At 70.2% G+C, this 25666-nt stretch carries 22 protein-coding genes; 7 read left to right on the top strand and 15 right to left on the bottom strand.

Going from position 1 to position 25666, the window contains the following annotated elements; translation table 11 throughout:
• Positions 1–255 precede the first annotated feature (255 nt).
• The 3 genes from F6W97_RS24810 to F6W97_RS24800 all read right to left on the bottom strand — a co-directional run bounded on the left by F6W97_RS24810 (position 256) and on the right by F6W97_RS24800 (position 3830).
• Positions 256–2463 (bottom strand): sigma-70 family RNA polymerase sigma factor, encoded by a 2208-nt coding sequence (locus tag F6W97_RS24810; RefSeq protein WP_155372791.1) that lies wholly within the window; start codon positions 2461–2463, stop codon positions 256–258.
• Positions 2464–2598: 135 nt separating this feature from the next.
• On the bottom strand, positions 2599–3204 hold the full coding sequence (locus F6W97_RS24805; protein ID WP_155372790.1) for a hypothetical protein: 606 nt from the start codon (positions 3202–3204) through the stop codon (positions 2599–2601).
• A gap of 83 nt (positions 3205–3287) precedes the next feature.
• The gene (locus F6W97_RS24800; protein WP_155372789.1) at positions 3288–3830 is read right to left on the bottom strand and encodes a hypothetical protein; all 543 of its coding nucleotides are present in this window, start codon (positions 3828–3830) and stop codon (positions 3288–3290) included.
• Between the two features lie 134 nt (positions 3831–3964).
• Between F6W97_RS24800 and F6W97_RS24795 the strand changes: the two genes are divergently transcribed.
• Positions 3965–4864 carry a hypothetical protein gene (locus F6W97_RS24795; RefSeq protein WP_155372788.1) on the top strand — a complete coding sequence of 300 codons (900 nt, stop codon included), beginning with the start codon at positions 3965–3967 and terminating at the stop codon, positions 4862–4864.
• Between the two features lie 223 nt (positions 4865–5087).
• Positions 5088–6290: a cation:proton antiporter gene (locus F6W97_RS24790; RefSeq protein ID WP_155372787.1), complete on the top strand. Its 1203-nt coding sequence runs from the start codon at positions 5088–5090 to the stop codon at positions 6288–6290.
• A gap of 19 nt (positions 6291–6309) precedes the next feature.
• Here the strand turns inward: F6W97_RS24790 and F6W97_RS24785 are convergent, their stop codons facing one another.
• The 3 genes from F6W97_RS24785 to F6W97_RS24775 form a co-directional block, all read right to left on the bottom strand.
• A complete protein-coding gene (locus F6W97_RS24785) occupies positions 6310–6645 on the bottom strand; it encodes a MerR family transcriptional regulator (protein WP_155372786.1) in 336 nt (111 codons plus the stop codon).
• Positions 6646–9449: 2804 nt separating this feature from the next.
• Complete coding sequence (locus F6W97_RS24780) at positions 9450–9938, bottom strand: hypothetical protein (protein ID WP_155372785.1); 489 nt, start codon at positions 9936–9938, stop codon at positions 9450–9452.
• A gap of 199 nt (positions 9939–10137) precedes the next feature.
• Positions 10138–10809, bottom strand: coding sequence for a GOLPH3/VPS74 family protein (locus F6W97_RS24775; protein ID WP_155372784.1), 672 nt, complete (start codon positions 10807–10809; stop codon positions 10138–10140).
• Positions 10810–11102: 293 nt separating this feature from the next.
• Here F6W97_RS24775 and F6W97_RS24770 point away from each other — a divergent pair, with 293 nt between their 5' ends.
• Positions 11103–12542, top strand: coding sequence for an APC family permease (locus F6W97_RS24770; protein ID WP_230686934.1), 1440 nt, complete (start codon positions 11103–11105; stop codon positions 12540–12542).
• Between the two features lie 72 nt (positions 12543–12614).
• Here the strand turns inward: F6W97_RS24770 and F6W97_RS24765 are convergent, their stop codons facing one another.
• Complete coding sequence (locus F6W97_RS24765; RefSeq protein WP_155372783.1) at positions 12615–14573, bottom strand: primary-amine oxidase; 1959 nt, start codon at positions 14571–14573, stop codon at positions 12615–12617.
• A 307-nt stretch (positions 14574–14880) separates the two neighbouring features.
• Between F6W97_RS24765 and F6W97_RS41565 the strand changes: the two genes are divergently transcribed.
• Positions 14881–15066, top strand: a complete 186-nt coding sequence (locus tag F6W97_RS41565) for a GNAT family N-acetyltransferase (protein ID WP_407924599.1) — start codon at positions 14881–14883, stop codon at positions 15064–15066.
• A gap of 150 nt (positions 15067–15216) precedes the next feature.
• A complete protein-coding gene (locus F6W97_RS24755; protein WP_155372782.1) occupies positions 15217–16194 on the top strand; it encodes a hypothetical protein in 978 nt (325 codons plus the stop codon).
• 25 nt (positions 16195–16219) lie between these two features.
• Here the strand turns inward: F6W97_RS24755 and F6W97_RS24750 are convergent, their stop codons facing one another.
• From F6W97_RS24750 to F6W97_RS24730, 5 genes are all read right to left on the bottom strand, one after another.
• A complete protein-coding gene (locus F6W97_RS24750; RefSeq protein WP_230686986.1) occupies positions 16220–17266 on the bottom strand; it encodes a hypothetical protein in 1047 nt (348 codons plus the stop codon).
• Between the two features lie 103 nt (positions 17267–17369).
• Positions 17370–18008 carry a GOLPH3/VPS74 family protein gene (locus F6W97_RS24745; RefSeq protein WP_155372780.1) on the bottom strand — a complete coding sequence of 213 codons (639 nt, stop codon included), beginning with the start codon at positions 18006–18008 and terminating at the stop codon, positions 17370–17372.
• Positions 18009–18093: 85 nt separating this feature from the next.
• The gene (locus F6W97_RS24740; RefSeq protein WP_155372779.1) at positions 18094–19098 is read right to left on the bottom strand and encodes an acetamidase/formamidase family protein; all 1005 of its coding nucleotides are present in this window, start codon (positions 19096–19098) and stop codon (positions 18094–18096) included.
• Entirely contained in the window at positions 19095–20558 is a 1464-nt protein-coding gene (locus F6W97_RS24735; RefSeq protein ID WP_407924606.1) for an APC family permease, read from the bottom strand. The genes F6W97_RS24740 and F6W97_RS24735 overlap by 4 nt, the downstream gene beginning before the upstream one ends.
• A 132-nt stretch (positions 20559–20690) precedes the next feature.
• Positions 20691–21107: a helix-turn-helix domain-containing protein gene (locus tag F6W97_RS24730; RefSeq protein WP_155372777.1), complete on the bottom strand. Its 417-nt coding sequence runs from the start codon at positions 21105–21107 to the stop codon at positions 20691–20693.
• Between the two features lie 180 nt (positions 21108–21287).
• On the opposite strand from F6W97_RS24730, the gene F6W97_RS24725 reads away from it, so the two are divergent.
• Both F6W97_RS24725 and F6W97_RS24720 read left to right on the top strand, forming a co-directional pair.
• The gene (locus F6W97_RS24725) at positions 21288–22013 is read left to right on the top strand and encodes a FadR/GntR family transcriptional regulator (protein WP_155372776.1); all 726 of its coding nucleotides are present in this window, start codon (positions 21288–21290) and stop codon (positions 22011–22013) included.
• On the top strand, positions 22010–22726 hold the full coding sequence (locus F6W97_RS24720; protein WP_155372775.1) for a sterol desaturase family protein: 717 nt from the start codon (positions 22010–22012) through the stop codon (positions 22724–22726). The genes F6W97_RS24725 and F6W97_RS24720 overlap by 4 nt, the downstream gene beginning before the upstream one ends.
• Before the next feature lie 61 nt (positions 22727–22787).
• Here F6W97_RS24720 and F6W97_RS24715 read toward each other — a convergent pair whose 3' ends face one another.
• The 3 genes from F6W97_RS24715 to F6W97_RS24705 are packed head-to-tail and all read right to left on the bottom strand — an operon-like array spanning position 22788 to position 25553.
• Entirely contained in the window at positions 22788–23384 is a 597-nt protein-coding gene (locus tag F6W97_RS24715; protein ID WP_155372774.1) for a GNAT family N-acetyltransferase, read from the bottom strand.
• The gene (locus F6W97_RS24710; RefSeq protein ID WP_155372773.1) at positions 23381–24880 is read right to left on the bottom strand and encodes an APC family permease; all 1500 of its coding nucleotides are present in this window, start codon (positions 24878–24880) and stop codon (positions 23381–23383) included. Before F6W97_RS24710 ends, F6W97_RS24715 begins: the two co-directional genes overlap by 4 nt.
• Before the next feature lie 55 nt (positions 24881–24935).
• Entirely contained in the window at positions 24936–25553 is a 618-nt protein-coding gene (locus F6W97_RS24705; protein WP_269059707.1) for a GPP34 family phosphoprotein, read from the bottom strand.
• Between the last annotated feature and the right edge of the window lie 113 nt (positions 25554–25666).

Raw genomic sequence — 25666 nt, 5'->3', positions numbered from 1 at the left:
TCGGCCCTTGTTTCGATATGAAGACGGCACGGCGTCAGGCCGGATAACAGGAATCGGGGAACTATTTCTCCGGCCGCCCAACAAAGTCCGCGCACTGTGGACGACCACGCCGCGCCGCGCACGGCACAGCCCTGCCCGACCGGCTGGGTCCCGGACCGCCGCGGGCCGAGATCGCTGTTCAGGGTCGAGATCTGCGGTCTCACCCGAGTTTCTGACCGGAAACAGCGATCTTCACGGGGAGCCGAGCAGTTCGGATCACGCCGGTGGCGGGACTGGTCCTCCGTCGGCGGTCATCGACGCACCTATGGTCTTGTCCTTGCGGTTGAGCAGGAACGTCGTCGACGGCAGCCGGCCGGCGGTGCGTTCGGCGCGTGCGGTCGACGGGTCGCCGCTGCGCAGCACGGTCGTCGCCCAGCCCGGCTGGCCCCAGGAGTTGTCTGCGTCGTCGACGCCACCGCCGACCTGGACGTCACGGCCGTTGGCCAGGGCCAGGTTGTTACGCAGCCGCGCCGAGGAGAGAAGGAAGGCGAATCCGGTCGCGCCGTTGCGGTAGGCGGTGTTGTTGGTGACGGTGAGCCGCCCCGGATTGCTCGCCTCGGTGAAGCCGTACCCGGCGTTGTCCCAGGAGGCGTTGTCGACCACCACGTGCGCCACGGCCGGGGCGGGAACTCCCCCGCCGAGTTTGAGACCGTTGCCGGGGCCGTTGAACGCGGCGATGTCCCACCGGTTGTGGCCGTTGCCGTAGGCCCAGTTGCTCGCGACGGTGACCGGGTCGGTGAAGGCGCTCAGGTCCAGGCCGTCGCCGGAGTTCTCGGCGAACCGGCAACCGCGTACCAGATTGCCCGCACCGGAGCCGTTCTTGATGGCCAGGCCGTCGGCGCTGCCGCCGCGGTCGACGGTGTCGTGGTTGCGGGTGAAGTCGCTGTCGAGGACCTGGTTGCCCTGCGTGCCCGCGTCGCGCAGGGTCAGCGCGGTGTCGCCGTTGTCGTGCATCCACAGCCGCCGGAACACGTTGTCGCGGCAGGACCGGCAGACGTAGGCGTGGCTGGGCCCGTTCCTCAGCTCCAGGCCCTGCACGGTCCAGTACCCGCCGGACTGGGTGATCAGCCACTGGCTACCGGGCAGCGCGGACCCGTCGACGACGGGCCGTTCCCCGATCAGGTTGCTGACGGTGATACGCCGCTCGGCGGTGCCGCTGGTGGTGATGTCCACGGTCGCGGTCGGGCGATGTGTCCCGGCTCGCAACGCGATGACCTGCCCGGGGCGGACCGTCGACACGGCCTTGGCGAGCGTGGCGTACGGCTGCGCGGCGCTGCCCGGACCGGAGTCGTCGCCATCGGTGGCGACGTAGATGTCGGCGCTGGTGACACCGTCGGCGGTGACCACCGGACGGGGCCCCGCGGGCACCGGGGTCGGTGACGGCGTGGCCGACAGGGCCGGTGCAGCGCTCGTCGCGGGCGCGGCCAGCGGCGGTCTGCCCGGCTGGTCGGGCGGAACCGGTGGGGTCGCGCTGATGTCGACGGCCAGCACCACCGCCACGGCGGTCGCCGCGACCCCGACACCTGCCGTGCCGACGACCTTCAGGTTGAGGTAGCCGACGGCACGGCGCACCGCGTCCACGGCGACGGTCACCGCACCCACGCCGCCACCCGAGGCCGCGACGAACTCCGGGAGCCGCTCGGCCAGCACCACGGGCACCGGCAGCAACCATGGCAGGGCCAGCACCCGCACCGCGGGGACACCGCGGCGGCCCGCGAGCAGGCACTGCTCGCAGTCGGCCACGTGCCGACCGAGGCGCTTGAGCCAGCGCGGCTCGGCGCTGCGGTCCCACCCCGCGGCCGTGTCCTCCAGGCCAGGGCAGCGCGGCGCGGCCCGCAGCGCGCGCAGCACCGTCAGCGCCAGGTCGAGACGGGCCCGCATGCGCTGGACCCGTACGGCAGTGTGTGCCGGGCTCAGCGACAGCCCGGCCGCGACCTCGGCCCGGGTCATCGTCCCGGCGACCTCCTGCGACCACAGCGCGAGGGTCTGCCGCTCGGCCGGGTTCAGAAAGCCGGTCGCCTGCGCGATCAGGCGCAGCTCGCGGTCCAGGTCGACGCGGTCCTCGGCGAGGGCGGCGACGTCGGCGTCCGGGTCCGGCGGCTCGGCGGCGTCGACGCCGAACTCGACCGGCCGGGCGGCGCGGGCGCGTTGGCGCGCCAGGCGGCGGGAGCGTTCCTGGATCTGGCTGACCGCGATGGACACCAGCCAGGACTTGAACCCGTCGGCGTCGCGCAGCCCGCGCAGATGCCGGACCGCGCGCAGCATCGTCTCCTGCACGACGTCGTCGACGTCGGGGTCGGCGCCCAGGGCACGGCGGACCACCGCGTACACCAGGGGCAGGTGGTCGCCGAGCAGCGCCTCCAGGGCATGCCGGTCACCTGCGCGGGCGGCGGCCACGCGCGCGGCATCCGCCGTCGGGGACAAGACGTCAACACTCCTCGGCACGCGTATCGCAACCGGGATCGAGCCGGTCGGCACGTGCCCGACATGGTGACATCCGTGAATGTTCGTTGTAAAGCCGAACCAAGTGCCGCTGAAGGTCCCGTGGCCCGCAGGTGGTCAGCTCGGGACGTAGCCGTTCGCAGCGTGCACGGAGAGGCGGAAGCCCATCGGCACCCGCTGGTGACGAGGCAGGCCCAGCACCTCGAAGTCGACCGCAAGGCTGTCGAAGAACAACCCTGATCCGGAAGCCATCTCCACGTTCGGGATCGTGATCGTGACGAACAGCGGCAGTTCAGTGCCGGCCGCCACGGTGATTGATCGGAACGGCGCCGACGCAGTCCGGTCGAACGCTGCGTTGCCGGCAGAATCGGCGGGATTCACCGCCAGATGGGCGATCTTGAAAACGTGTTGATCCGCAGGACCGTCATTGACCGCGACGCCGGTGATCGTCACGGGCCAGAGGCCAGGATTGCGGATGGATGCGCCGAAGGTGATCTGCTTTCCGGGCTCGAAGGCGAACTGCACCACCGTCCCCGACTCCTCGGTACGGGTTTGCGCGTCAGTGCCGTGCCACCAGGAACCGCCGTGGTCGAGGCGATGGCCGATCGTGGTCGTCAGATACCCGGCGCACAGTGCGACAACCAGTGATGCCGCGATCAGGAAACGCCGGCGGCGAGGCACAGGAGGTCTTCGCGTGGGAACCGGCGCCGGCGTCAGGGTCATGCCAGCGCACGCTACAGCGCGTAGTGGCCTGGACGAAGCCCCCTGGTGCTTCTCTCAGCCGAAGTCCCACGGAACGCGGCATGTCAACCAGAAAAGGTCAACGGCAGCATCTGGCGGAGGTACTCCAGCGACGACACCCGGCCGGTGCCGCCCAGCACGTCCAGCAGCAGGTCAAGCATCCCGCCGTGGTAGCGCTCGACCGAGCGCATGGGGATGTCGGCCACCACGCAGGTCCAGGTGTCCGGATCATCGGCGGTGATCTCCCAGCACAGCTCGAACTCACCGTTGACCGAACCCCACGCGAACAGCTCCCCGGCCTTGTTGCCGAACCGGGGAAGCTCCGGGACATCGTTCGCCGGATCAGTACGCCACATGAGGTGTGCGACGTAGGCACGGATATAGCCGGCTGACGCGAACTCGGCGTCGAAGGGATGGAACACATACACGAAGCCGAATGAGCCCGGTGGAAAGAACTCGATGTAGCTCTTGAAATCCGGCGGGAAGGGCCGGCCGAAAGCAGCCTCGAGCGCCGGCCAGTCAGGTGGGTGAGGCCGGGTGCCTTTCCAGCCGGCCAGCTCAGCGAGCTGGGCGGCGCGTGCCCGGTGGGCGCGGTCCGGGGATGTCACGGCCACAATCTACGCGCGGCCCACACCGACCACAGGCCATGAACCCGGCAGCCGGGCGCGTGGGCGAACATCCGGCCCCGGCACCCACGCCAGGTGTTTGACCTGCCCCCGTCGCCATCACTAGCCTTCGATACATGACCGCGCGTCGCGACACTCCTGTCTGGTTCATCCCGGTCGCAGCCGCGGCGTTCAGCGCGGTGCTGGCCTGGGCCCAGTCACTGGCTGCTGTCGGGTTCGGTGTTCTCGGCTTCGACCGACGGTTCGACGCGGGGTCGGACAACGACTGGTTGGACAATTACCGCATCGCGTTGTGGATCTGCGCGACGGCGGTCGTCGTCGCCACGCTGCTGACCCGGTCGGTGTTCGGCGACCTCGGCTCCTGGGCGCGTTGGGCCGTCGTGGCGACGGCCGCGCCGGGCGCGGGCACCGTCGTGCCGTTCCTGATGGGGCAGGCCGCCACGGCACGGAACGTCAGCCTCGTCGACCAGACGTCGTCCTCGATCGCGCAGGCCGCCGTCGTGGGCGTGGTGCTCGGCGCGGTCACGGCCCTGATCCTCGGCGGGTACGCCGGATCGGCCCGGGCGCTGACATCGGGCGCGATAACCGGCGCGGCCGTGCTGTGGATCATGCTGTTGGTGAGCGAGAGCACGAAGCGGACCGGGCCGACGGTGCTCGGCGCGCTGGAACTCGACGGCTTTGAATACGGTGCGCGCGTCGACGCCATGCTGGTCTCGGCCCTGGTGGTGGGCGTGGTCATCGCGGCGCTGGTGTGCCTGGTCGTGCGGCGGGAAGCGACTGCGACGCTGGTCGTCGCGGGCCTGCTCACGATGGGCAGCGTAGCGGCGACGATCCTGGCGGCCGCGTTCGTCGGCCCTGCCCCGTCCGGGGACCACGCCGACCCGGGAGTCACCGCGATCGGCCCGATGCTTCTGGGCGGTGTGGCGGCGTACGGGCTCCTCGCGACGGTCGCACACCTCCGGCGGCGGAGTACGCCGTCCGACACGGTCACCCCGGCCACCGAGGTAATGCGGTGAACCGCCCGCCGAAGCCGGGCTCGGCCGGCCCGCCCGCGTACTGACGATCCCGCATGCGCCGAATGATCTTCCCCGGGCCGTAGTCGGCCTCGACTGGCCCGCTCGGGCCGACGAGCAGCTGCGCAGCGAGTTTCATCGCGTGGTCACGGCCGACGTCGGGTCGGCGACTTCCCACCACGAACAGGACTAAATCCCCCAGAATGGGCAGGGTGAGGAGTCGCCCGTGCTCGCCGTCCTGATGCTCGGCCTGGTGCTGGTCGTCTGGGCCGTGCTCGCCCGGCCGGCGCAGCGCTACAGCGTGACCGTGCCCATCGCCATGGCCGCCTCCGGCCTCATCCTCACCAACGGCACCCACCCCCTGGTCAACGTCGAGGTCAGCGGACCCATCGTCCGGCACCTGATCGAGATCACCCTCGCCCTGGTCCTGTTCACCGACGCCACCGACATCAGCGTGCGCTGGCTGCGCGAGACCGGCCGCGTGCCGATGCGCATGCTGTTCATCGCGTTCCCGTTGACGGTGCTGCTCGGGTTCGCCGCAGGTGTCCCGCTGCTGCCAGGCGCGGGCTGGTGGGTCTGCGCCATCTGCGCGGCCGTGCTGGCCGCCACCGACTCCACGCCGATCCTGCCGCTGCTGCACGACCGCCGTCTACCCTCAGGAATGCGGCACACCATCACCGTCGTCAGCGGCCTGGACGACGGCATCGCCGCACCGCTGGTACTGCTGCTGCTCGCGGGGGCGATCGGCACCGAGGACCTGGAGAGCGTCCTGCTGGAACTGCTCATCGCGTTCGTGGTGGGCCTGGTCGCCGGCTTCGGCGGGGCGAAGCTGCTCACCCTGGCCCGCGAGCGCGGCTGGAGCACCGAGGAGGCCGAACGCGTCGGCCTGCTCGCACTGGCGATCACCGCGTTCGCGATGGGTGAGGTGCTGCACGGCAACGGCTTCGTCGCCGCGTTCGTGGCGGGGCTGGCGGCCCGCGCGACCGCGCCGAACATGCCGCGCAGGTCGCTGCAGACGGTGTCCGACACGTCGCTGGTGCTGTCGGCGGCGGTGTGGTTCGTGTTCGGGTCGCTGATCGTGCCCGCGTTCACCGACGGCCTGGAGTGGCGGGTGTTCGTGTACGCGTTCCTGTCGCTGACGTTGATCCGGATGCTGCCGGTGGCGCTGTCGCTGCTGGGCAGCCACGTGCCGTGGCGGGAGCGGTGGGCGCTGGGCTTCTGGGGACCGCGCGGGCTGGACAGCATGGTGCTGGGCATCATCGCCCTGGAGCAGCTGTCGGGCCTGGACGCGGACTGGGTCGCCGACGTCGTCGTGGTCGTGATCAGCCTGAGCATCCTGATCCACGGACTGAGCGCCCGCTACTTCGCCCGCTGGTGGGACCGGCGCACACACACCCCGGTCGGCACGGCTCCGGCCGAGCACGCCTGATTCGGCAGTCCAGGCCCGGTCAGCGGTCGCCCTGCGCGGTCCGGCGTTCGGCCTCGTAACGCTGGTTGAGTTCGAGGGCCTCCTGGAGCTGGTCCTCCAGGATGATGATGCGGCAGGCGGCCTCCACCGGGGTGCCCTGGTCGGTGATCTCCCGGACCCGGGCGGCCAGCCGCAGCTGGTAGCGCGAATAGCGGCGGTGACCGCCGTCGGAGCGGGCCGCGACGAACAGGTCGCCCTCCAGCGAGCGCAGGAAGGCCTGCGTCACGCCGAGCATCTCGGAGGCCCGGCCCATCGTGTACGCGGGGTAGTCGTCGTCGTCGAACTTGTCGGCCGAAGCCTTATCCGTAGAGGTCATAGGCACCTTTCCCAGAAACGCAGGTAAGGATCCCGGCGCCTGGGGCGCCGGGATCCTTGGGAGATCGAGTTACATACCATCGCCGGTCACGTGCACCGGCTCATCGTGTTCCCGAGCCCGCCGACTTTCGCGGGTGTACGGGGATCGCGTGGATACGACCGGGGACCACCTTCCGTTCGGGGTCTGCGGCCCGCCGACGGCTACGCCGTGCGGGGATCCGATGGCACTACTCCTCTCGTCCTAACCTTCAACAACTTGATCAATTACCGGTCGTGCAGCCTTGCAACCACTGGTCCTGCGAGACCGGCTTGGCACCGGCCCTTCGCCCGACTCGCGGCCCGAAGCCCCTTTCGCTCACCTGGCCTCGCGGCCCGAACCCGTCGGGCGGTCCTGCTCCCTACGTCATGCGCCAGTTCACCTGCCGCATTCGATAGATCTTCGTTCGCAACACGTGGAACATTACCTACGCCCCGGGCAGATGTCTACTACCGCCCATGAAGATTTTCAGTAGCGGCGGGGCGTAGGTGTCGCGAGCCCGGGAGGGGTGCCCTGATCCGACCGCCGACACGCGGGGCGGGGCGGGACCGGAACTTCAGCGGACGCCTGCCCGGCGCGTGGATCCGACGGCTGGAGACCGGTGGCATAAGAGCAGTTCAGCGGCCTGCCCCGCACCCTGCCACGGAGGCGCCCGCTACTTCGCGCGCTAGCGGGACGGGCGGCGCCGCGCCGCGGCGGCATCGGTGCCGGCCAGCCCGCCTCAGTGCCTGTTGAATAACCATGCGGCAGAATCGCGGTCCATGCAGGCACGGCGGAGATCCAGGTGGGGCCGCCCCACATCGCTGATCCTTTACCGGACCCCGGCGGGATGGCGGTACGCGACCTACACGACCCAGGGGGTCATGGATGGGCGCCTCGCGGATCTATCGGCCGACGCGGACGAGTGCCAGGCGCAAGACGCTCTGATGGTTGCCACGGAGCAGTTCTTCCAAGGCCGGTGTGATGTCACCTGGGCGCCTTCTGACCGGCCCGGATGGTGGACCGGCGAGGTCCTGATCTTTACCCCGAGAGGGCAGGTGAACGCGGCTGGTCAGGTTACTGGCGCCAGCGCGATGGTAGCGGGCCAGGCACCGACTCATGACTATGACCATGGCCCACTGGACCGTCGCGGGCGTGGTGTTCGGGGTGGCGCTCGTAGTCGCGGACGGTGCGACGGCAGCGGGTGATCCCGTCACACGCGACTGATGTGATCGAGGTGGCGGATCGCATCGACGATGTCACGCCGCGGGTGGGTAACCGGGCGGCCGCCGTGGTCGCCGATCCCGCCCGCGGGCAGGTACGCGGCGACGAGCTGCCATTCGGCATCGTCGGCGTCGGAGGGATAGCGACGCGGCCGGGTCGTGGGCAGGTGGTCCGCGCCGGGCGTCGGGGGTACGGCGGCGGCCTGGCCGCAGACCAGGTAAGGCCGCAGACCAGGTAGAAAGACACGGGTGGGGCCTTCGGGATGGCATGGCTTCGACAACCACAGCCGTACTCGAAGGCCCTACCTCGTGTTCCTGCGAATCACCGAGATCGATTCGGATTCCAGACCTCTGGCGGGCCGGCTCCGCTGACCTGGCTCTTCAACGGGCACTAATTCTCAGCGCGCTTTCACATCGCAAAACGGCGGTCACCCGACACATGCGACGCGAGCCAGACCTAGGTAATCGGCAGTGCCTTACAGTGATCGAGCGCATACTGGTATGTCCGGCTGTGGTCTATCGACCAATAATAGTTCGCACAGTCGCCGCCGCGCGTGTGGACGTTTCTTCCGGTGTACGAGTCGAAGAACTTCAGCAGGCCTTGCGGACAGGAATAGTACTGAGACAGGGGAATCGTGGTGATCGTGCCCCGGATCTCATAGCACTCCAGGATTAGATAGCGCGGCTCGGCCGATGCCGGCGAGGGCATTGCCAGAACCCCTGCGGCCAGCAATGCCGCGCCTACGAGACTGACGATTCTTTTTCTCATGGTCACCCCGTTCCAGTCGATTGCCAGATAGCAATGTAGAAAGCAATCTATCTAGATCATGATGGCCAGACAATAGCAGCGCCGACAGTTGCATTAAGATGCAAAATGGATGTGACCCGGTACGCAGAAATCAAAGACGCACCTCTGGAACCGCCGATCACCTGGCATGAACCGGCCCTCCGACGCGAACTCCACCGAGTACGCGAGCGCCACCCGATCTCCGTCGTCGCGCCGTTCTTCGGCCACAGCTGCAAGGTCACCAGGTAGGCATACGTGTTCTGCACGTCCCACCGCGCGCGAGCGCCCCGCGGCTGCGGATCGGCGACACTCCACGCGACGTCGAGGCCGGCGCCGCGTCGGAGGCGCGTACGTGGTTGCCGTGGCGACTAGGAAGTTCGACGCGGAGACCTATCCGGGCTAGTAGCTGACGCGGTCCTGCCTGACTTGCGGGACACTGCGCGTGTCCTCGAAGCGGTGCCACCGGTCCATGGGTTGCCGGACGCTCGCTCAGTGTCGTTTCCGCACGGGAGAGCCCGCTTGGCGAACCCGCTCACGAAAGGTAGGCCCGGCCCCGGGGCGGTAGCCGGGCCAACCGGACATATCGTACAGCCGATGAACGAAGATTCTGACCGAATTCCGCCGCGTGTCGCACATCGGGCGCTCCGGCAGGTCCCGCAGCCCGGGGACGGCCCGGTTCGCAGACACGACATCCGCGGTCACGTACGCATCAGGGCGGCCCCTCAGCGAGAGAGCCGCCCCGGCGAGGCACCTGCCGACAGGTGCCTCGTGGACCTTGGCTACTGGAGTTCTTCGCAGATACCGCGGTTGGTCGTGTAATCCGTTCGGGTCCACCAGAAGAGATTGTCCCGGCTCTGCAGACCGTAGCCGCCGTCGGCGAGCACGGCCGAGTTCTTGTGCGCTCTGATGTAGCCCTGGACCTTCTTCAGCGCGTTGAAGGTGTTGTCGCCGAAGTCGCCGTCGGCGACCAGCCAGTCGAACTTGTACTCCGGGAAGCTCGTGGCGAGAAAGACCTGGTAACAGTGATTCAGCGACTCCTGGAGCGCGGTCACGCCGGAGTTGTTCATCACGCCGCGCTGCAGCGAGCACTGGGTGCTTGCCTTCGTCGTGCCGGTCGACGGAATCCTCGCCGGCGCATTGCCGTTCTGATAGGTCGGCAGCGACGCCCACCTGGTGCATGTCGACAGCGCGGCAGCCGGCGACTGCACGGCCAACGACCCGCCCATCACCGCAGCGGTCAACACCACCGCAGCAAGAATCCGCCTCACGACGGCACCTCCCCGTGTATGGCGGCACCGACTGCCGCCGCTTCGCAGATCCTGGCGACACGGGACTGCGGGGGGCAACGACGTTAAGGCGAGACTTAAAAAGCCAGCTAGGAGACGGTTCGACAATGGGTCCAATCCCGATGGACGAGCCCGCGTGCGTCGCCTTGCCACGTGACCGCGCCGGCCTGACCCCACCCCGTCAGCGGCGGACCCGGCGGGCCAGGGCGGCCTTGGTCGTCGCGACGCCCTTGATGATGGCCTGCTCGGCGGGGTGCATCCGGTCGAGCAGCTGCGCCGCGTTGTACGCCGCCTCGTCCGGCCCGACCGTGGGGATCGCCTCCCACATCTCGATCGCCGCGACCAGCCCCGCCAGCACCGCATAGTGCGGGTCGGCAGGCGCCGTGCGCCGGCCCGGCGGGTCGCGCAGCACACCGAGCATCAGCGAACGCGGCCGGGCGGCGACGAACGGGTTGACCGCGACGAGGCGGCTCTGCCGGCTGAGCATGCCGCGCTGCACCTCCTCGATCACGGCCTGGCGCTTGAGGCGCTCGGCGACGAGCAGGTACAGGTCCTCGCGCAGGTAGTCGATCCAGGACGCGGCCGTGTGCGTGACGGGCTCCTGCGCGGCGACCTTGCCCAGCACGTGGTCGAGGACCGGGTCGCCGGTGAAGGTGGGTGTGGTGCGCACGACGACCGCACCCTCGTCCAGGGCGATCGCGCGCTGCCAGCCGAGCTCGATCAGCACGGCGGCGGCCAGGCCGAGCCCGAACTGCTCGTCCCCCGCGTGTTTCTTGCCGGTGTACTCGTGATGGCCGATGAGGAAGAGTTCGTCGGCCACGGCGAACCGGTCGGAGACGGGGAGAGTCGACATGAAGGGGTCCTAGATATGTTCACTGCGCGCGGGGGTGTCCTGGCATGCCGCGGTGCATGCCGTGGTCTGTGCAAATTGGAAAGGCTAGTGGAGTCCGCCGATCCGTTCAACAGCGTACGCATCGACGGTGACGCACATCATTAACAATGTGTAACACGTATTGATCCATGTACCTGCACGCATTACTATGCACCGACCGTTCACCCCGAAACAGGACTAGAGGAACCATGACCACCTCTGAACAGACACGGGGAGCCGCGATCCCCTCGGGTGCGTCGTCGCCCTTACCCCCCATGCTGGCCCCCGCCGACCTCGGCCTCGCCCGCCGCCGGCTCAGCACCAGCTCGCTGGTCTTCTTCACCGTCTCGGCCAGCGCCCCGATGACCGTGCTCGCCGGCGGCGTCGTCGCGACGTTCGCCGTCACCGGCTCGGTCGGCGTGCCACTCGCGTTCCCGCTCGTCGCCGCCGCGCTCGCGCTGTTCGCCGTCGGCTACGCCGCGATGAGCCGCCACGTCGTCAACGCGGGCGTGTTCTACGCCTACGTCTCCCAGGGACTCGGCGGGGCGCTGGGGGTCGGCGCCTCGTTCGTGGCCCTACTGGCGTACAACGCCATCCAGATCGGCCTCTACGGCCTGTTCGGCGCCGCGCTCGGCGGGTTCGTCGCGGCCAACGGCGGCCCGGAACTCGCCTGGTGGGTATGGGCACTGGCCGCGCTCGCCCTGGTCGCGATCCTGGGCCTGCTGCGCGTCGACCTCAACGCCAAGGTCCTCGCCGTGCTGCTCATCGCCGAGGTCGCCGCCGTCGTCCTGTTCGACTTCGGCGCGCTCACCAACCCGGCCGGCGGCGCGATCACCTTCGACGGCCTCGACCCGGCCAACCTGTTCGGCCCCGCCATCGGCGGCGTGCTCGCCTTCACCGTGGCCGCGTTCGCGGGCTTCGAGAGCGCCGGCGACTACGCCGAGGAGGCCAAGGACCCCCGCCGCACGGTGGCCCGGGCCCTGTACATCGCCATCGCCATCACCGGTGTCCTGTACGCGCTGTCGGCGTGGGCGCTGACCGTCGGCGCGGGCCCGGACAACGTCGTCGCCCAGGCCCAGGACCCCGCCGCGGGCCTGCCGTTCTCGCTGATGGCCGCGCACTTCGGCGACACCGTCGCCAACATCGCGAACCTGCTCCTGCTCACCAGCGTGTTCGCGGCGCTGCTGTCGTTCCACAACACCGTCGCCCGGTACCTGTTCGCCGCCGGGCGCGAGAAGGTGCTGCCCGCCGTGCTGGCCCGCACCGGCCGGCGCACCTCCGCGCCGTTCGTCGGCTCGCTGCTGCAGACGGTCCTGGCCGTGATCGTCGTGGCCGTGTTCGCCGCGCTCGAGCGCGACCCGGTGCTGGAGCTGTTCACCTGGCTGTCCTACGTCTCCGCGGTCGGCCTGCTGGTGCTGATGGTCGGCACGTCGGTCGCCGTGCTGGCCTACCTCAACCGGCACCGCGGCGCCGAGACGCTGTGGCAGCGCACCATCGCCCCGGTGCTGGCCACCCTCGCCCTCGGCGCGATCACCGTCATGACGATCGTGAACTCCGACGCGATGCTGGGCGCCGAGGCGGACTCGCCGCTGCGCTACATCCTGCCGGGCCTGGTCGGCGTCGCCGTCGTGCTCGGCGCGGCCTGGGGCCTGGTGCTGCGCTCGGCACAGCCCGCCGTGTACGACCGGATCGGCAAGGGCGGCCCGGCCGAATAGCCGCGCCCCACGGGGGCCACGGTTGCGAACAGGGGCGGACGCCGAAGCGTCCGCCCCTGTTCACTGCCCGGCTCAGGAGCAGCAGCTGCTCTCGCCCTCGGCCGAGGGCGTGGCGCAGTGCGACGCCGTCGACGCGGGCACGTCCAGGGTCGGGTTGCGGTCGAAGAACCCGACCGGCTTGAGCGTGAAGCCGGCCCGGTCCACCGGCATCACCGGCCAGTCCTCGGTACGCGGGAAGTGCGTCAGGCCGAAGGTGTGCCACAGCACCACGTCGGCCGCCGTCAGGTCACGGTCCTGCGCCGTCCACGCGGGCAGCCCCGCCCCGCCGGCGTGCTGGTTCGGCAGGTCACCCGACGGGTAGCGCTCGGCCGGGTCGTACGCCGTCACCCACAGGTGGTGCGTCGCGAACGCGGCCCGCTGCGAGATCGACGCCGACGGGTCCGCGGCCAGCACCGGCTGGCCCTGCGGGTACAGCGCGTACCCGACCGGCTGGCCCAGCCGGTTGTGCTTGGCCGGGTTCACCACGTGCCACGCGCGGGCGCTGGCCGGCTCGGCCATGCGCGCCCCCTGCGACTCGCGCTCCAGCGGCGTCACCAGCTTCGTGAACGCGTTGCCGTGCGGGTTGTCCGGCCCGACCGGCAGCCGCTGCAACTGCACCTCGTTGACCGTGTTCGCGACACCGTCGACGGTCATATCCAGCCGTGCGCACCACATGTGCTGGTGGTACGGCCCGCCCAGCCCCGGCGCGACCTCGTCGGCGTACGGGCTGCCCGGCACGTACGACGAGGTGAACATGACACCGGTCGCCTTGCACTCCAGCTCGATCGTGCCGTCCAGGTACAGGTACCAGTAGAAGCCGTAGTCGTAGTTGCCGACCGTGACGAAGAACGAGATCACCAGACGGCGCTGCCGCCGCGTCTCCGACGAACCGGTGAACAGGTCGGTGTGCTTCCACAGCACCCCGAAGTCCTCCTCGTGCATGCAGATCGCGTTCGGGCGCGTCTGCGGCTCGCCCAGGTCGTCGGCGACCACCGCGTCGAAATAGTGGATCTCACCGAGGCAGTCGCAGCCCAGCTGCAACGCGTTGACCTGCGCGCCCAGGCTGTACTCGCCCGCGTCGAAGTAGTTCTGCCACCACCGCGCCGGCGACGGGTCCGCGTACGGCACCACCATCTCGGCGACACTGGCCCGGTAGACGATGTCGCGGCCGTGCAGCGACAGCTGGTGCAGCGTCAGGCCCTCGCGGGCGTCGAAGCCGATCCGGAACCGCCAGCCCTCCCAGGTCACCACGTCGTCGTCGACGGTGAAGCTCGGCCCCTCCGGCTGGGTGATCTCGATCGGCTTCAGCGTGGTACGCAGCGGCCCCACGTACTCCGCGTCGTCGTGGTTGTGCTCCTCCGACGGCACCGGCAGCAGCACATCGTCGATCAGCTCGATGACCCGGCGCTGCGTCAGGTCCACGAACGCCACGACGCCGTCGACGGGGTGCGCCCACGGGTGGTCGGCCTCGCGGTGGCGTACGAACGACAGCACCCGCACCATGCGCCGGCCCTGCTCGTCCGGCTTGGTCGCCACACCCGCCGACAGCGGGCACGGGCACACCAGGTCCAGGTCGGTGATGCCACGCCGGGCCATCGCCGCCCGCCAGCCCTCATCGGCCTTGACGATCTCGTCAGCGGCGATGTACTCCTCCAGCATGATCGCCGGCTGCCCGTCCCGGACCGGGTCCAGCAGCCGCCGGCTGTCGACCTCACCCTTGGTCAGCGACACCACCGTGTCGGTGGCGACTCCGGTCGCGACGTCGAGCAGGATCACCCGGGCCCGCCGCGGCACCACCGCGCCGCCGGTGTCGAGCACCTCGCCCTTGGCCGGCTCCTCCAGACCCACATAGGTGAACCGGGTCGACTCCCCGACCAGCCCGGCGGCGCTCAGCACGGCACGGGCCTGGCGCATCTCCTCGGCACTGAGCCGGGCCAGCGGATGGGCGGCGTCAGGCCGCGGAGCAATCTGGTGCAGCGACGAGTCACTCATCAACGTTCGCCTCTTTCAGAAACAATCTCGGACACCCGAACATCCTCATCGCAGCCAGGTCCGATGTCGAGTCCGAAGTGGCACGACGCTCACCCACCGCAGCGCGTTCTACGATTCCGACGACGTCGCCGGCACCAGGCCGATACCAGCCGGATCGCAACGACGGCGGTAACGTGACATCGGAGGTTCGGCCGTGTTCGACTTCCAGCCCACCCTGACCGGAGAACTCGTCCACGTCAGGCCGCTGCGGGCGGCGGACTTCGACGACCTGTAGGGCGGTGCCTACAACGGGGAGCTGAAGCACCTCATGCTCCGCCACGCTTTCACCTACGTCGACACGGTCGTCTTCCTGGTCGCGCCGACGAATACGCGCTCGCAGCGGGCAGTGCAGAAGATCGGCGCAGTGCCGTCGGGCACCAGACCGGATGCGAGCGGCTCGCCCAGCGTGGTCTACCGCATCGCGGCGCGCGGCTGGCGTGCGGACCCCGGCTGAGTCGTCGCAGACCTGGCAGGCCGGCCCGGCTACCTGATCCCAGACGCAGCCGGGACAGATCATCGACAGGATGCGTAACGCGGCCCGACGCCCGCCCTAACCTGGCCACACCGGCGGGTGCGATCCCGTCGCGACGTCGAGGAGGCGGACATGGGCTCGGTCTCGCGCCATCCGATCGGACGGACACTGACAGCGCTGCTGGCCGCCGTGCTGCTCGCAGCCACGTCGACGTCGGCGCAAGGGGCACCACCGCCCCCGGGATCGGACACCGACCCGTACAACCCCGGCATCGTCTACCGGACCGTGTACAGCCGCCCCGGCTCGCCCGGCGTCGTGGAGTTCGGCGCGGGCTGCCCGACCGGCTACCGCCCGTTCGGCGGCGGGGCGCAGCTGCTCGGAGCCACCAACCAGGTCTTCATCCAGCGGACCGAACCCGTGCACAACGTCACGGACAACGGCCTGTACGTCAGGGCCGTCGAACGGCCGGGAGGCTACTCCGGCACCTGGCAGCTGCGCGTCATCGTCGCGTGCGGGCCGGACTACCCGAACCTGACCTACCTGCGCACCACCACGGCGGTCAACAGCACGAACTTCAAGTCCGCGACCGTACAGTGCCCGGCCGGCCTGACCCGGGTGGGCATGGGCGCGGAGATCAACACGACCAGCAGCGCGGTGCGCTTCGACGACATCGGGTTCGGTATCTTCTCCAACGCCTGGGTGAGCTTCCCGTCGATCCCGAACTCCGCCCGGGCGATCGCCGGTGAACTGCCCTCCGGCACCTCCGCGACGTGGAGCGTCAGCGCCGTCGTCGTATGCGCCACACCCCCACCGACCGTGGCCTTCCACGGCGCGCACCACGGTTACGGGATCAGCGTCGTCGACGGCGAGTACGTCTACACCGACAACGTCGAAACCGAGGCCTGCGGCGGTTGGGAGCAGGAGAACCACTCGTACATGACCGGTGTCGGCGGCGGCCAGGACGGCGACTCCGGCGAGGTCAACCTGCAGTGGTACATCGACCCGGACGACTACGAAGTCGGCGTCATGCAGACCGGCCTCGACAGCGGCGGCTATTCCGGGGCGCCCATGAGCACCTACCTGAGCGTCATCTGCGTGACGAAGACCTGAGCAGGCCTGCACCGGCCGAAGACGACTAGAACGGCAGCGGTCCGTACCGGGTGTTCACCCGGTCGTAGATCGCGCGAACAGCCAGCTGGCCGACCTCGGGCAGCCGGGCCAGCGTAAACAGGAACAGGTCCCGGTCCGGCTGGAACATCAGGTTCGGCAGCCGCGGCGGCGGGTCATCGCGGTGGATCTCGTCGCGCAGCGCGCCGCCCCCCGGCACCGGCCGCCGCTCCCGGTGGAACGCCAGATACGCCCACACGTCCCAAGCCAGCGACACCACAGCGGCCGCCCCGGGCTCCGCCCAGTGCTCGCCGGTCTGCGGATGCTGCGGCACGAGCGCGATGGCGGCGGTGACCGCGGGCAGTCCGGGGCCGCCCAGTACCAGGGTTCTGGCTGACGGTCCCGGCGGGCACATGAAGTCGAGCGCCCGGCGGAACATGGCGGCCACGGGGCCGTCCGGGACGGTCACGCAGGCTCCGCCGGACGCGGCCAGCAAGTGGGCCAGCGCCACGCCGACGGCGGCCTCCGACCGCGGATCCCAGGACCCGTCCAGCTCGACCGGCGGTGTCTCTGGCCGGTGCCGCCGCAGGGTCTCCCAGCCGAGCGGCGGGCTCGGCGGCGAGGCCGCAGGCAGGAGCTGGATCGCCTGGGGTTCCAGCCACACGGCCTGCCAGCTCGCGCAGTCGTCGATGCGGGTCGCCACCGGTGTGCCGCAACGCTCGCAGGCCAGATTGGGCCCCTCCCGGCCGTCGACCCCGTAGCAGTAGCCGTCGAGGCGATCCGGGATGAAGGCGGTCCCCCGCACGTCGCCCGGTGCGACCGCGACGGCGCCCGGCGGCCCGTCCGACAGTGAGTACACCGGTGCGTACACGCCTCGGGCTGCCGCCTCGGTTTCACCTACCTCGTCCCAGCGCCGCCACGGCGGCCCGGCCGGATAGGGACGCACCGCGTAGGTTCCCGGCTCCATCAGCGCCCCGAGCAGCTCGTGGCTGTAGTGCTGGCCGGCGTGGGCGGGCAGGGGCACCTGAGTCAGCGGCACGGTCAGCGCGGAGCCACATGTCGCGCACGCGAACACCGTCAAGCACACCCCCGTGCCTGCCGCGGCCACCCCGGCGAGCGGTCCGCGTCGGGGCCCGCGCCCCGGGATTTTCATGATGCTCGGCGGGTCAATCGATATATCAGCCGTGTGCCTGCAGGGCGACGGCGGCGACGGCGGTGTCGACGGCGGCGAGCAGGTCGCGGTAGCCGGGCACGAGGCGTGCGGGCAGGTCGGCCAGCCGCTGGCGCACGGTCGACGGGGACAGCGTAGGGGCGACGATGTTGAGGTCGATGGCGGTGGCGATGCAGGCCAGCAGGGCCGACTGGGGGTCGAAGTCGCCGGGGCGGCCGATCAGGAAGCCCAGCCGTACGACCGGGCGGGTGGCTTCGGTGGGGTCGGTGGCGGGGAAGCGGGTCTGGGTGCGGCCGGTGAAGCTGCGGCTGGTCTCGCGCCGGATGGCGCCGTGGCCGACGAGCCGGTAGGCGACGAGTTCCTTGATGTCGCCGCGCAGGTGTTCGACCCACTGGTGCACGCGGTGGCCGGGGCCGACCTTCTGCAGCTGGGCGACGATCTGGTCGGTGACGGGGTCGCCGTTGTGTTTGGCGGTCCAGCCGGTGACGCGGCCGCCGTCGACGGTGAGCGTCTCGGCGATGAGCAGTTCGCCGAGCGCGGCGGCGGCCAGCCCGACCGACAGCACGTCGTGGTTGATGCGCGGTTTGCCGCTGTATTCGTCGTGCCCCATCACGAACAGCTCGTCCGCGAGCGCGAGTTCTGGCATCGATTCCCCCCAATGGACCCCGGAAACGCGTGGTGGGCGGCGCCCCCCCCCCCCCCCCCCCCCCACGCCTGTTCTGACCCTGTCGTTACCGGTACGCGGCGCCCAGCGCCTTGAGCCGGGCGTGTACCCCCTCGTACGCGCCCGCGCGCCCCAGGTACGCCTTGGCGACCTTGGCGACCATGGTGTAGTTGGTGTCGCAGACGTTGCCGACGGGAGCCTCACCGGCCTGGCTGACCAGTTGCAGCGAGTCGAGCAGGTCGAGCCCGGTCAGTTCGGACACCCAGGTGACCAGGTCGTGCTGGCTGATCCGGAACGCGTCCTCCAGCGGCCGGGCCGAGCCGGTCGCCATCAGGTGCGTGTCGGACTCCAGCCGCGGCCATGGCGTGCCGACGCCCTTGATCAGGTCGACGACGAGCACGGTGTCCATCGCGGCCTCGACCGCGACACCGGAGACTTCGCCCTGGCCCTGGCGGGCGTGGCCGTCACCGACGGCGAACAGGGCGCCTTCGACGTTGACGCCGAAGTACGCGGTGACGCCGGCGCGCAGTTCCGGGGTGTCCATGTTGCCGCCGTGCGCGTCGGGCGTGATCGTCATCCGGGCCTCGAACGCGCCCGGGGCGACACCGACGGTGCCGTGCATCGGGTCCAGCGGCAGGTCCACCGTGAAGTCCGAGTTGCGGGCCGAGTAGCGGGCGATGCCCGCGGCGGCGTCGATGTCGTACACCCAGACCCGCTCCTCCAGCGGCGGCTGCAGCGTCGCGGTGTGCGACGTGGAGGTCAGCGCCCCGAAGTGCGGGAAGGTGCTGGACACGGCCCAGTCGCGGGCCGGGGTGATGGACACGAAGTGCAGCGCCAGGGTGTCGCCCGGCTCGGCCCCTTCGACGAAGAAGGGGCCGGTGACCGGGTTGAGGTACGGGAACCGGCAGACCTGCGAAGGCAGGTCCCCGAAGCCGCGGACCACACCGCCGAAGCAGTCCTCGGTGCGGATCTTGAGCACGTCGCCGGGGCGGACCTTCGCCACCGGCGGGTGGGGCCCGAAGGTGTAGGCGAACTGCTCCGGAGTCGGGTTGAACTCGATGTACTCGCTCACGCGACGTCCACGCCGTCCTCGGTGCCGCCGACGCCGGACAGCTTCGGGCGACGGCCCGTCGCGTACAGCACGGCGAGCACGACCAGGCCGAGGCCGATCCAGATGAAGCCGGTGAGCTGGGTGTAGAGCTTCATGTTGATGAGCACGGCGACCAGCAGGCCCGCGCCGACCAGCGGCATGACCAGGTGCAGCAGCCAGTTGCGGCTGCCGTTGCGCACCACGTAGTGCCAGATGACGGCGGCGTGCAGCAGCAGCCAGGCGACCATCGCGCCGAAGTTCACCATGGTGGCGATGAGCGTGATGGTGTCCTCGCCCTTCTCGGTGAGGTAGTACAGCGCGGTGCCGCTGATGGCCAGCGAGACCAGCGCGGTGAACAGGACCGCGTTGACCGGGGAGGCGTGGCGGCTGGAGACCTTGGCGAGGAACCTGGGCAGCTGCTTGTCGCGGGCCATCGCGAACAGCAGGCGCGACAGCGCGGTCTGGGCGACCATCGAGTCGGGCAGGCCCCAGGCGATCGCGGTGGCGACCAGGCACAGGGTGGCCAGCCACGGGGCGCCCGCGGCGGCCTCTGCGGCGGCGTAGAAGGCGTTGCCGATGGTGGCGGCGTCGCCGTTGATCAGGCCGGCCGGGTCGGCGACGAACAGCGACGCCACCCAGGTCTGCGCGATGAAGATCAAGCCTGCGAGCAGCAGCACCACGCCCATGGCGCGGCCGACCTGGCGGGCGCCGCCCTTGCTCTCCTCGGCCAGCATCGAGATGCCGTCGAAGCCCAGGAAGCTGAGTGCGGCGACCGACACCGAGCCGAGCACGATGCCGAGGCTGAAGTTGTCGGAGCTGAAGAACGCGGAGGTCCAGTCGCCGTTGCCGCGGCCGTCGGCCAGGCCGATGACGCCCATGACCAGGAAGATGCCCAGGACGATGATCTCACCGGCGATCATGATGTTGATGGCGACCGCGGTGAGCCGGATCCCGAAGTAGTTGATCACGGCGTTGACGGCGACGAAGCCGACCAGCCAGATCCACGACGACACCGACGGCACCGCCGCCTCGATGGTCACCGACGCGACCAGGTAGAGCAGGCCCGGGACCAGGAAGTAGTCGAGCATGATGGCCCAGCCGGCAATGAAGCCGACCGGTGCGGCGATGCCGCGGCCGGCGTAGTTGTAGACCGAGCCGGCGATCGGGAACGCCTTGACCATCTGCGCGTACGACGAGGCGGTGAACAGCATCACGATCAGGCCGGCGACGTAGGCCAGCGCCACCATGCCCTGGGAGGCCGCGTACACCGAACCGAAGATCGCGAACGGGGCGATCGGCACCATGTAGATGAGGCCGTAGAACAGCAGGTCGGTGAAGGTGAGCGAGCGGCGCAGCTGCGGGGTGTACCCGAATTTGCTGAGCTCGGGGTCACCGGCCGGCGTGGCCGCGTCCCCCGTGGCCGCCGAGGCAGGCGTTAGCACGGACATAACCGGAGCCTCCAGTAGTGGTCGGATGTTCAACGGAGAGTGGCGCGTCGTGCACGCCAACGTCTCATTTGCGAGCACTACCGTTGCGCGGTACAGATGTCCGATCCGGACAGGTGCGATATCCGGCTAGTTGTCCGTGCCATCCAATGCGGCAAGCGCATCCCGGACGAACGGATGAGTCGCTGACAGGTTCGTATCGGCGAGCACCATCGACAGCAGTCGCCGCGCGTCGTCGACCGACGCGTCCCCGGCCTCCTTACGACGACGCCGCCGCCCGTCGCTGGCCTGCTGCTCGGCCCGCACCGCCGGGTAGATGCCCGACAGCAGGCCGCCGGTCTGCAGCACCTCGTCACAGCGGCGCGCCAGGTCCTCGGTCGGCCAGCGCTCGCCCGACTCGACCTTGGCGATCATCGCCTCGCTGTGCGGCATGCGCTGCGCCAGCCTGCCCTGCGAAAACCCGCGTACGCCACGCCACCAGCGCAGTTGCGCCGCGAAATCCCGGGCCGCCGACGCCTGCGCGCGGCCGGTCAAGGGCTCGGTCATGCCCCGCCTCCGAGGGGTCCGTGTCCACAAAGGACGTACCGTACCGCCCCACCCCGTGCGGCTGAAATCACGAGACAGTAAACAACACCGAATGGCAGCAGTCCATGCGTGAATGCCCGTGAACCAACAGAACTGGTCAGACCACTTGACCACCTGACCGGCTTGGTCGATGGTGGACACATGACATTCGCGAAGATCGAACGACGATCACTGCCCGGCGAGGTCTACGACCGCGTGCTCGGCCGGCTCGTCTCCGGCTCGCTCAGCCCCGGCCAGGCGCTGCCCAGCGAACGCGCCCTGGCCGAAGCACTCGGCGTCAGCCGCCCCGCCGTACGCGAGGCGATCGGGCGCATGGCCCACGCCGGGTTGGTCAAGGTCCGCCAGGGCGGCGCGACCACGGTCAGCGACTTCCGCCGCACCGGCGGCCTCGACATCCTGCCGCACCTGCTGTCACCCGGCGGCGACATCGACCTCGCGGTCGCCCGCAGCATCCTCGAAGCACGCCTGGCCATCGGCCCCGTCGTCGCCGGACTGGCCGCCGAACGCCACGGCCACACCGCCGCCGGCACCCTGGAGGCGGCCGTCGCCGCCATCGACGCCGACCCCGACCCCGTCGGCCGCCAACGCCGGGCACTGGCCTTCTGGGAACACGTCGTCGACGCCGCCGACTCCGTCGCGTTCCGGCTCATGTTCAACAGCCTGCGCGCCGCCTACGAACCCGCCCTGCAAGCCCTGTCGGCCGTCATGGCCGACGAGGTCAACCGCGTCGCCGACTACCGGGCACTGGCCACCGCGATCACCGCGGGCCACGCCGACACCGCCCGAAGCCTGGCCCACGACCTGCTCACCCACGCCACCCAGGCCCTGCTCCACGCCATCGACGTGTTGGAAGGAGAGCACCGATGACCGCAGCGGACAAGGCCGCCGCCGCCCGCGCCGCCCGCGACCGGCTCGCCGCAGACGTTGCCACCGGCCCCACCCGCACCGCCGTGACCCTGCGCCAGATCTTCGCCCGGTTCTGGCGCCACCCCAGCCCCTGGATGATCCTCGCCGTGCTGGCCGCCGCACTCGCCTGGCGCGTCGCCGAAGGCGGCTGGACCCTCGCCGACCTGCGCGCACCCGCGCTGCTCGTGGCCGCGTTCCCCGCCCTCGAATGGGTCGTGCACGTGTTCGTCCTGCACTGGCGGCCCCGCCGGATCGCCGGGCTGACCATCGACACCGAACTGGCCCGCGACCACCGCCGCCACCACGCCGACCCCCGCGACACCCCACTGGTGTTCATCCCGTGGCGCTCGCTGACGCTGGTCATCGCCGCCTACAGCACCGCCGCGCTGCTCGCGTTCCCGCGCCTGGGCGAAGCCCTCACCTTCATCGGCGCCGTCGCCGCCGCCGGCCTGCTCTACGAGTGGACCCACTACGCGATCCACAGCGACTACCGGCCCCGCGGCCGGCTCTACCGGGCCGTGTGGCGCAACCACCGGCTGCACCACTACAAGAACGAGCACTACTGGTTCACCGTGACCACCGCCGGCACCGCCGACCGGCTCCTGCGCACCTACCCCGACCCGGCGACCGTGCCGACCTCCGCCACCGCCCGCAACCTGCACGCCGCCGCCTGACCGCCGCGCAGACGAACGGGGACGGCGATCAGATGATCACCGTCCCCGTTCCGGCTTCCGGTCAGCCCAGCGGCTCGCGCCACATCGGGTACATCGGCGGACCGCCCTCAGGCAGGTGGTAGGCCTCACCCAGCAGCGCGAACCCGTGCCGCAGGTACAGATCCCGCGAACCGGCGCTCGACGCCTCCAGGTAGGCCGGCACACCCGCGGCGTCCAGCTGCGCCAGCCGCCGCCCGAGCAGCTCACTGCCCAGGCCGGTGCCCCGCTGCCCCGGCCGCACGGCCAGCAGCGCCAGGTGCCAGTGCGGGCCGCCGTGCGGGTGGTGCGCCGCGAACGTCTCGTCCAGCAGCGAGAACCGGTCCAGGTGCGGGCCCGCCGTCGCCGCCAGCCGCTCGTCGTACGCGTCGATCCACGGCGCCTCGACCGTGTTGTCGAACCAGACCGCGACCGCGTCGTCACCGACCACGTCCACGGCCCCGTACTTCAGCGCGTGCTCGACGAACCAGCCGAACTGCTCACCCATGATGCGCTCGCGCTCGACCGGCTCGTCCATCAGCCACGCCGACACGGCCAGCTCCTGGAAGGACGCGGCGATGAGCCGGCCCGCGGCCGCGGCGTCCACGGCCGAAGCCGTCGACACCGCGTCCGAGCCGGTCATACGCCGACCTTCGGGGCCTCCGCCGACGCGACCTCGGTCTTGCCGCCGTCGACGCCCTTGCCGATCGCCTCGTACAGCGCCGGCTTGGTGCTGCGCAGCACCAGCGCCCAGACCACACCGATGACCACGACCGCCAGGTACAGCCCCGGCAGGATCCAGCGCGCCGCGTGGTCGTCGCCGGTGCCCAGCATGGTGCCGTAGTCACGGACCGTCTGCTGCACCGCCCAGATCAGGAACAGCGCCGACAGCACCGGCGCGATGACCCGGGTCCACAGGCTCTCGCCGCGCTTGTCCTTGGCGAAGTACAGCACCACCGCGACGCTGGTGCCCGCGAGCAGCAGCAGCACGCCGAAGCCGCCGGTCATGCCCAGCCAGAAGAACAGGTGGGTGAACGGGTCCAGCTGCGCGACCGCGTACACGACGATGACGGCCAGGCCGATGACGCTCTGCAGGATCGAGGCGGCCACCGGGGCGCCCGAACGCGCACCGGTGCGGGCCAGCGAGCGCGGCAGCACGCCCTCACGCGCCAGGGAGAACGTGTACCGGGCCACGGTGTTGTGGTACGACAGCATCGCCGCGAAGGCGCTGGTCACCAGCAGCACGTTGCCGGCGTCGGCGAAGAACGAACCCAGGTGCTCGCCGGCCAGCACGAACATCAGGTCGGCCTGGGCCGCGTGCTCCTGCGACTGGGCGACGATGTTGTCCGGGCCGGTGGCCACGGTCAGCGCCCACGCGGTCAGCGCGTACACGAACACCATGACGGCCAGGCCGCCGAACGACGCCAGGGCGATCGTCTTGCGGGAGTCGCGCGACTCCTCGGCGAACACCGGCGGGGCCTCGAACCCGACGAACGCGGTGACGGTGATGGTGAGCACCGCGCCCAGCGCGCCGCCGATGAACAGGTTGTCCGGCGCGAACGCGGCGAAGCTGACGCCGTCGGCCGGGTTGGCGATGAACACGACGTCGTACAGCAGCACGATGGCGAGCTCGGCGACGAGCACGACCAGCAGCAGCTTGCTGTTGATCTCGACGCGGGAGATGCCGAGCACGGTGACGAACAGCCATGCGACCAGGGCCAGGATCCACCACTCGACGGTGACGTCGAACATCACGGCGAGCAGGCCGGAGCCGGCCGCGCCGAAGATGCCGTAGAGGCCGACCTGCAGCAGGTTGTAGCCCAGCACCGCCGACAGCGCGGCGGCGACGCCGGCCGGGCGGCCCAGGCCCTGGGAGATGTAGGAGTAGAACGCGCCGGCGTTGCGGATGTGCCGCGACATCGCGACGTAGCCGAACGTGAACAGCGCCAGCGCGGCGCCGATCAGCAGGATGCCCAGCGGGAAGCCGATGACCTGGACGTTGGCCCAGCCGGCGACGATGACGCCGCCGATGACCATGAGCGGCGCCGCGGCAGTCAGCGCGAACGAGGCGACGGACGCCGAGCCGAGCCGGTCGGCGGCCAGCGCCGACGACAGCGCGGAGCTAGGGGGTGCGGACACGGTGTTGCTCCTTACGGGGAGGGGTGAGGGGTGAGGGGGGTGAAGGGGGGATGGTTCAGGTGAGCTTCGCCACGGCTCTGCTCACGGCCAGTTCCGTCTCGGCGATGAGCACCCGCAACGGCTCGTCGAGCACGGCGATGATCTGCGCCAGCTTGCGGCCGCGTACGTCGTCCCAGGCGAACGTGGTGCTCAGCCCGGTCGCGAAGGCGAGACCGGCAAGGATCCTGTCCTCGACGGACATCTCCTCCTGCCGGCGCAGCCGCCCGATGAGCCGGGCGGTGGGCCAGGCCGCGTCGTTCACGGACACCGGCATGTATCGGCGCTGCACGCTTAGCAGTCGGCGCGTCTCGACCAGTTGGAGCGCCCCCGCGGCGGTCATCCTGACGGCTATGTCGGACTCGGCGCTGAGCCCGAGGAAGGTGAGCCAGTCCCGCACCGGGTGCAGCTGCGGCTCTGCCAGCAGCTGCCCGTGTACGCGGGCGGCCAGCGCGTCCGGTGGTGGCGGCGCGTTGCGCACCGCCACCCCCTCGGCGGCGGGCCGCACCAGGTCCAGCAGGCACAGCTCGGCCAGCAGCGCTGCTGCCAGACCGAATCCGACGGCTTTGGCGTGCAGCCGGGAGTCGCCGCTGACATCGTCATGCGTCATCAAGTAGAACTCGTCGGCTATCGGCACGAGAACGCACCCTACAGAATGGATCTACCCGCTGTCACCGCCGAGCACTCACTGTTTACCTTCGCAACACCGCAGGTAGCGTCCAGTTTGGACCTGCCGAGCAAGTTGCTCGG

This window comes from Catellatospora vulcania (assembly GCF_009720385.1).
Taxonomy (GTDB): domain Bacteria; phylum Actinomycetota; class Actinomycetes; order Mycobacteriales; family Micromonosporaceae; genus Catellatospora; species Catellatospora vulcania.
The sequence above is the reverse complement of the archived record's forward strand: the minus strand, read 5'-3'. Positions and strand labels throughout refer to the sequence as shown.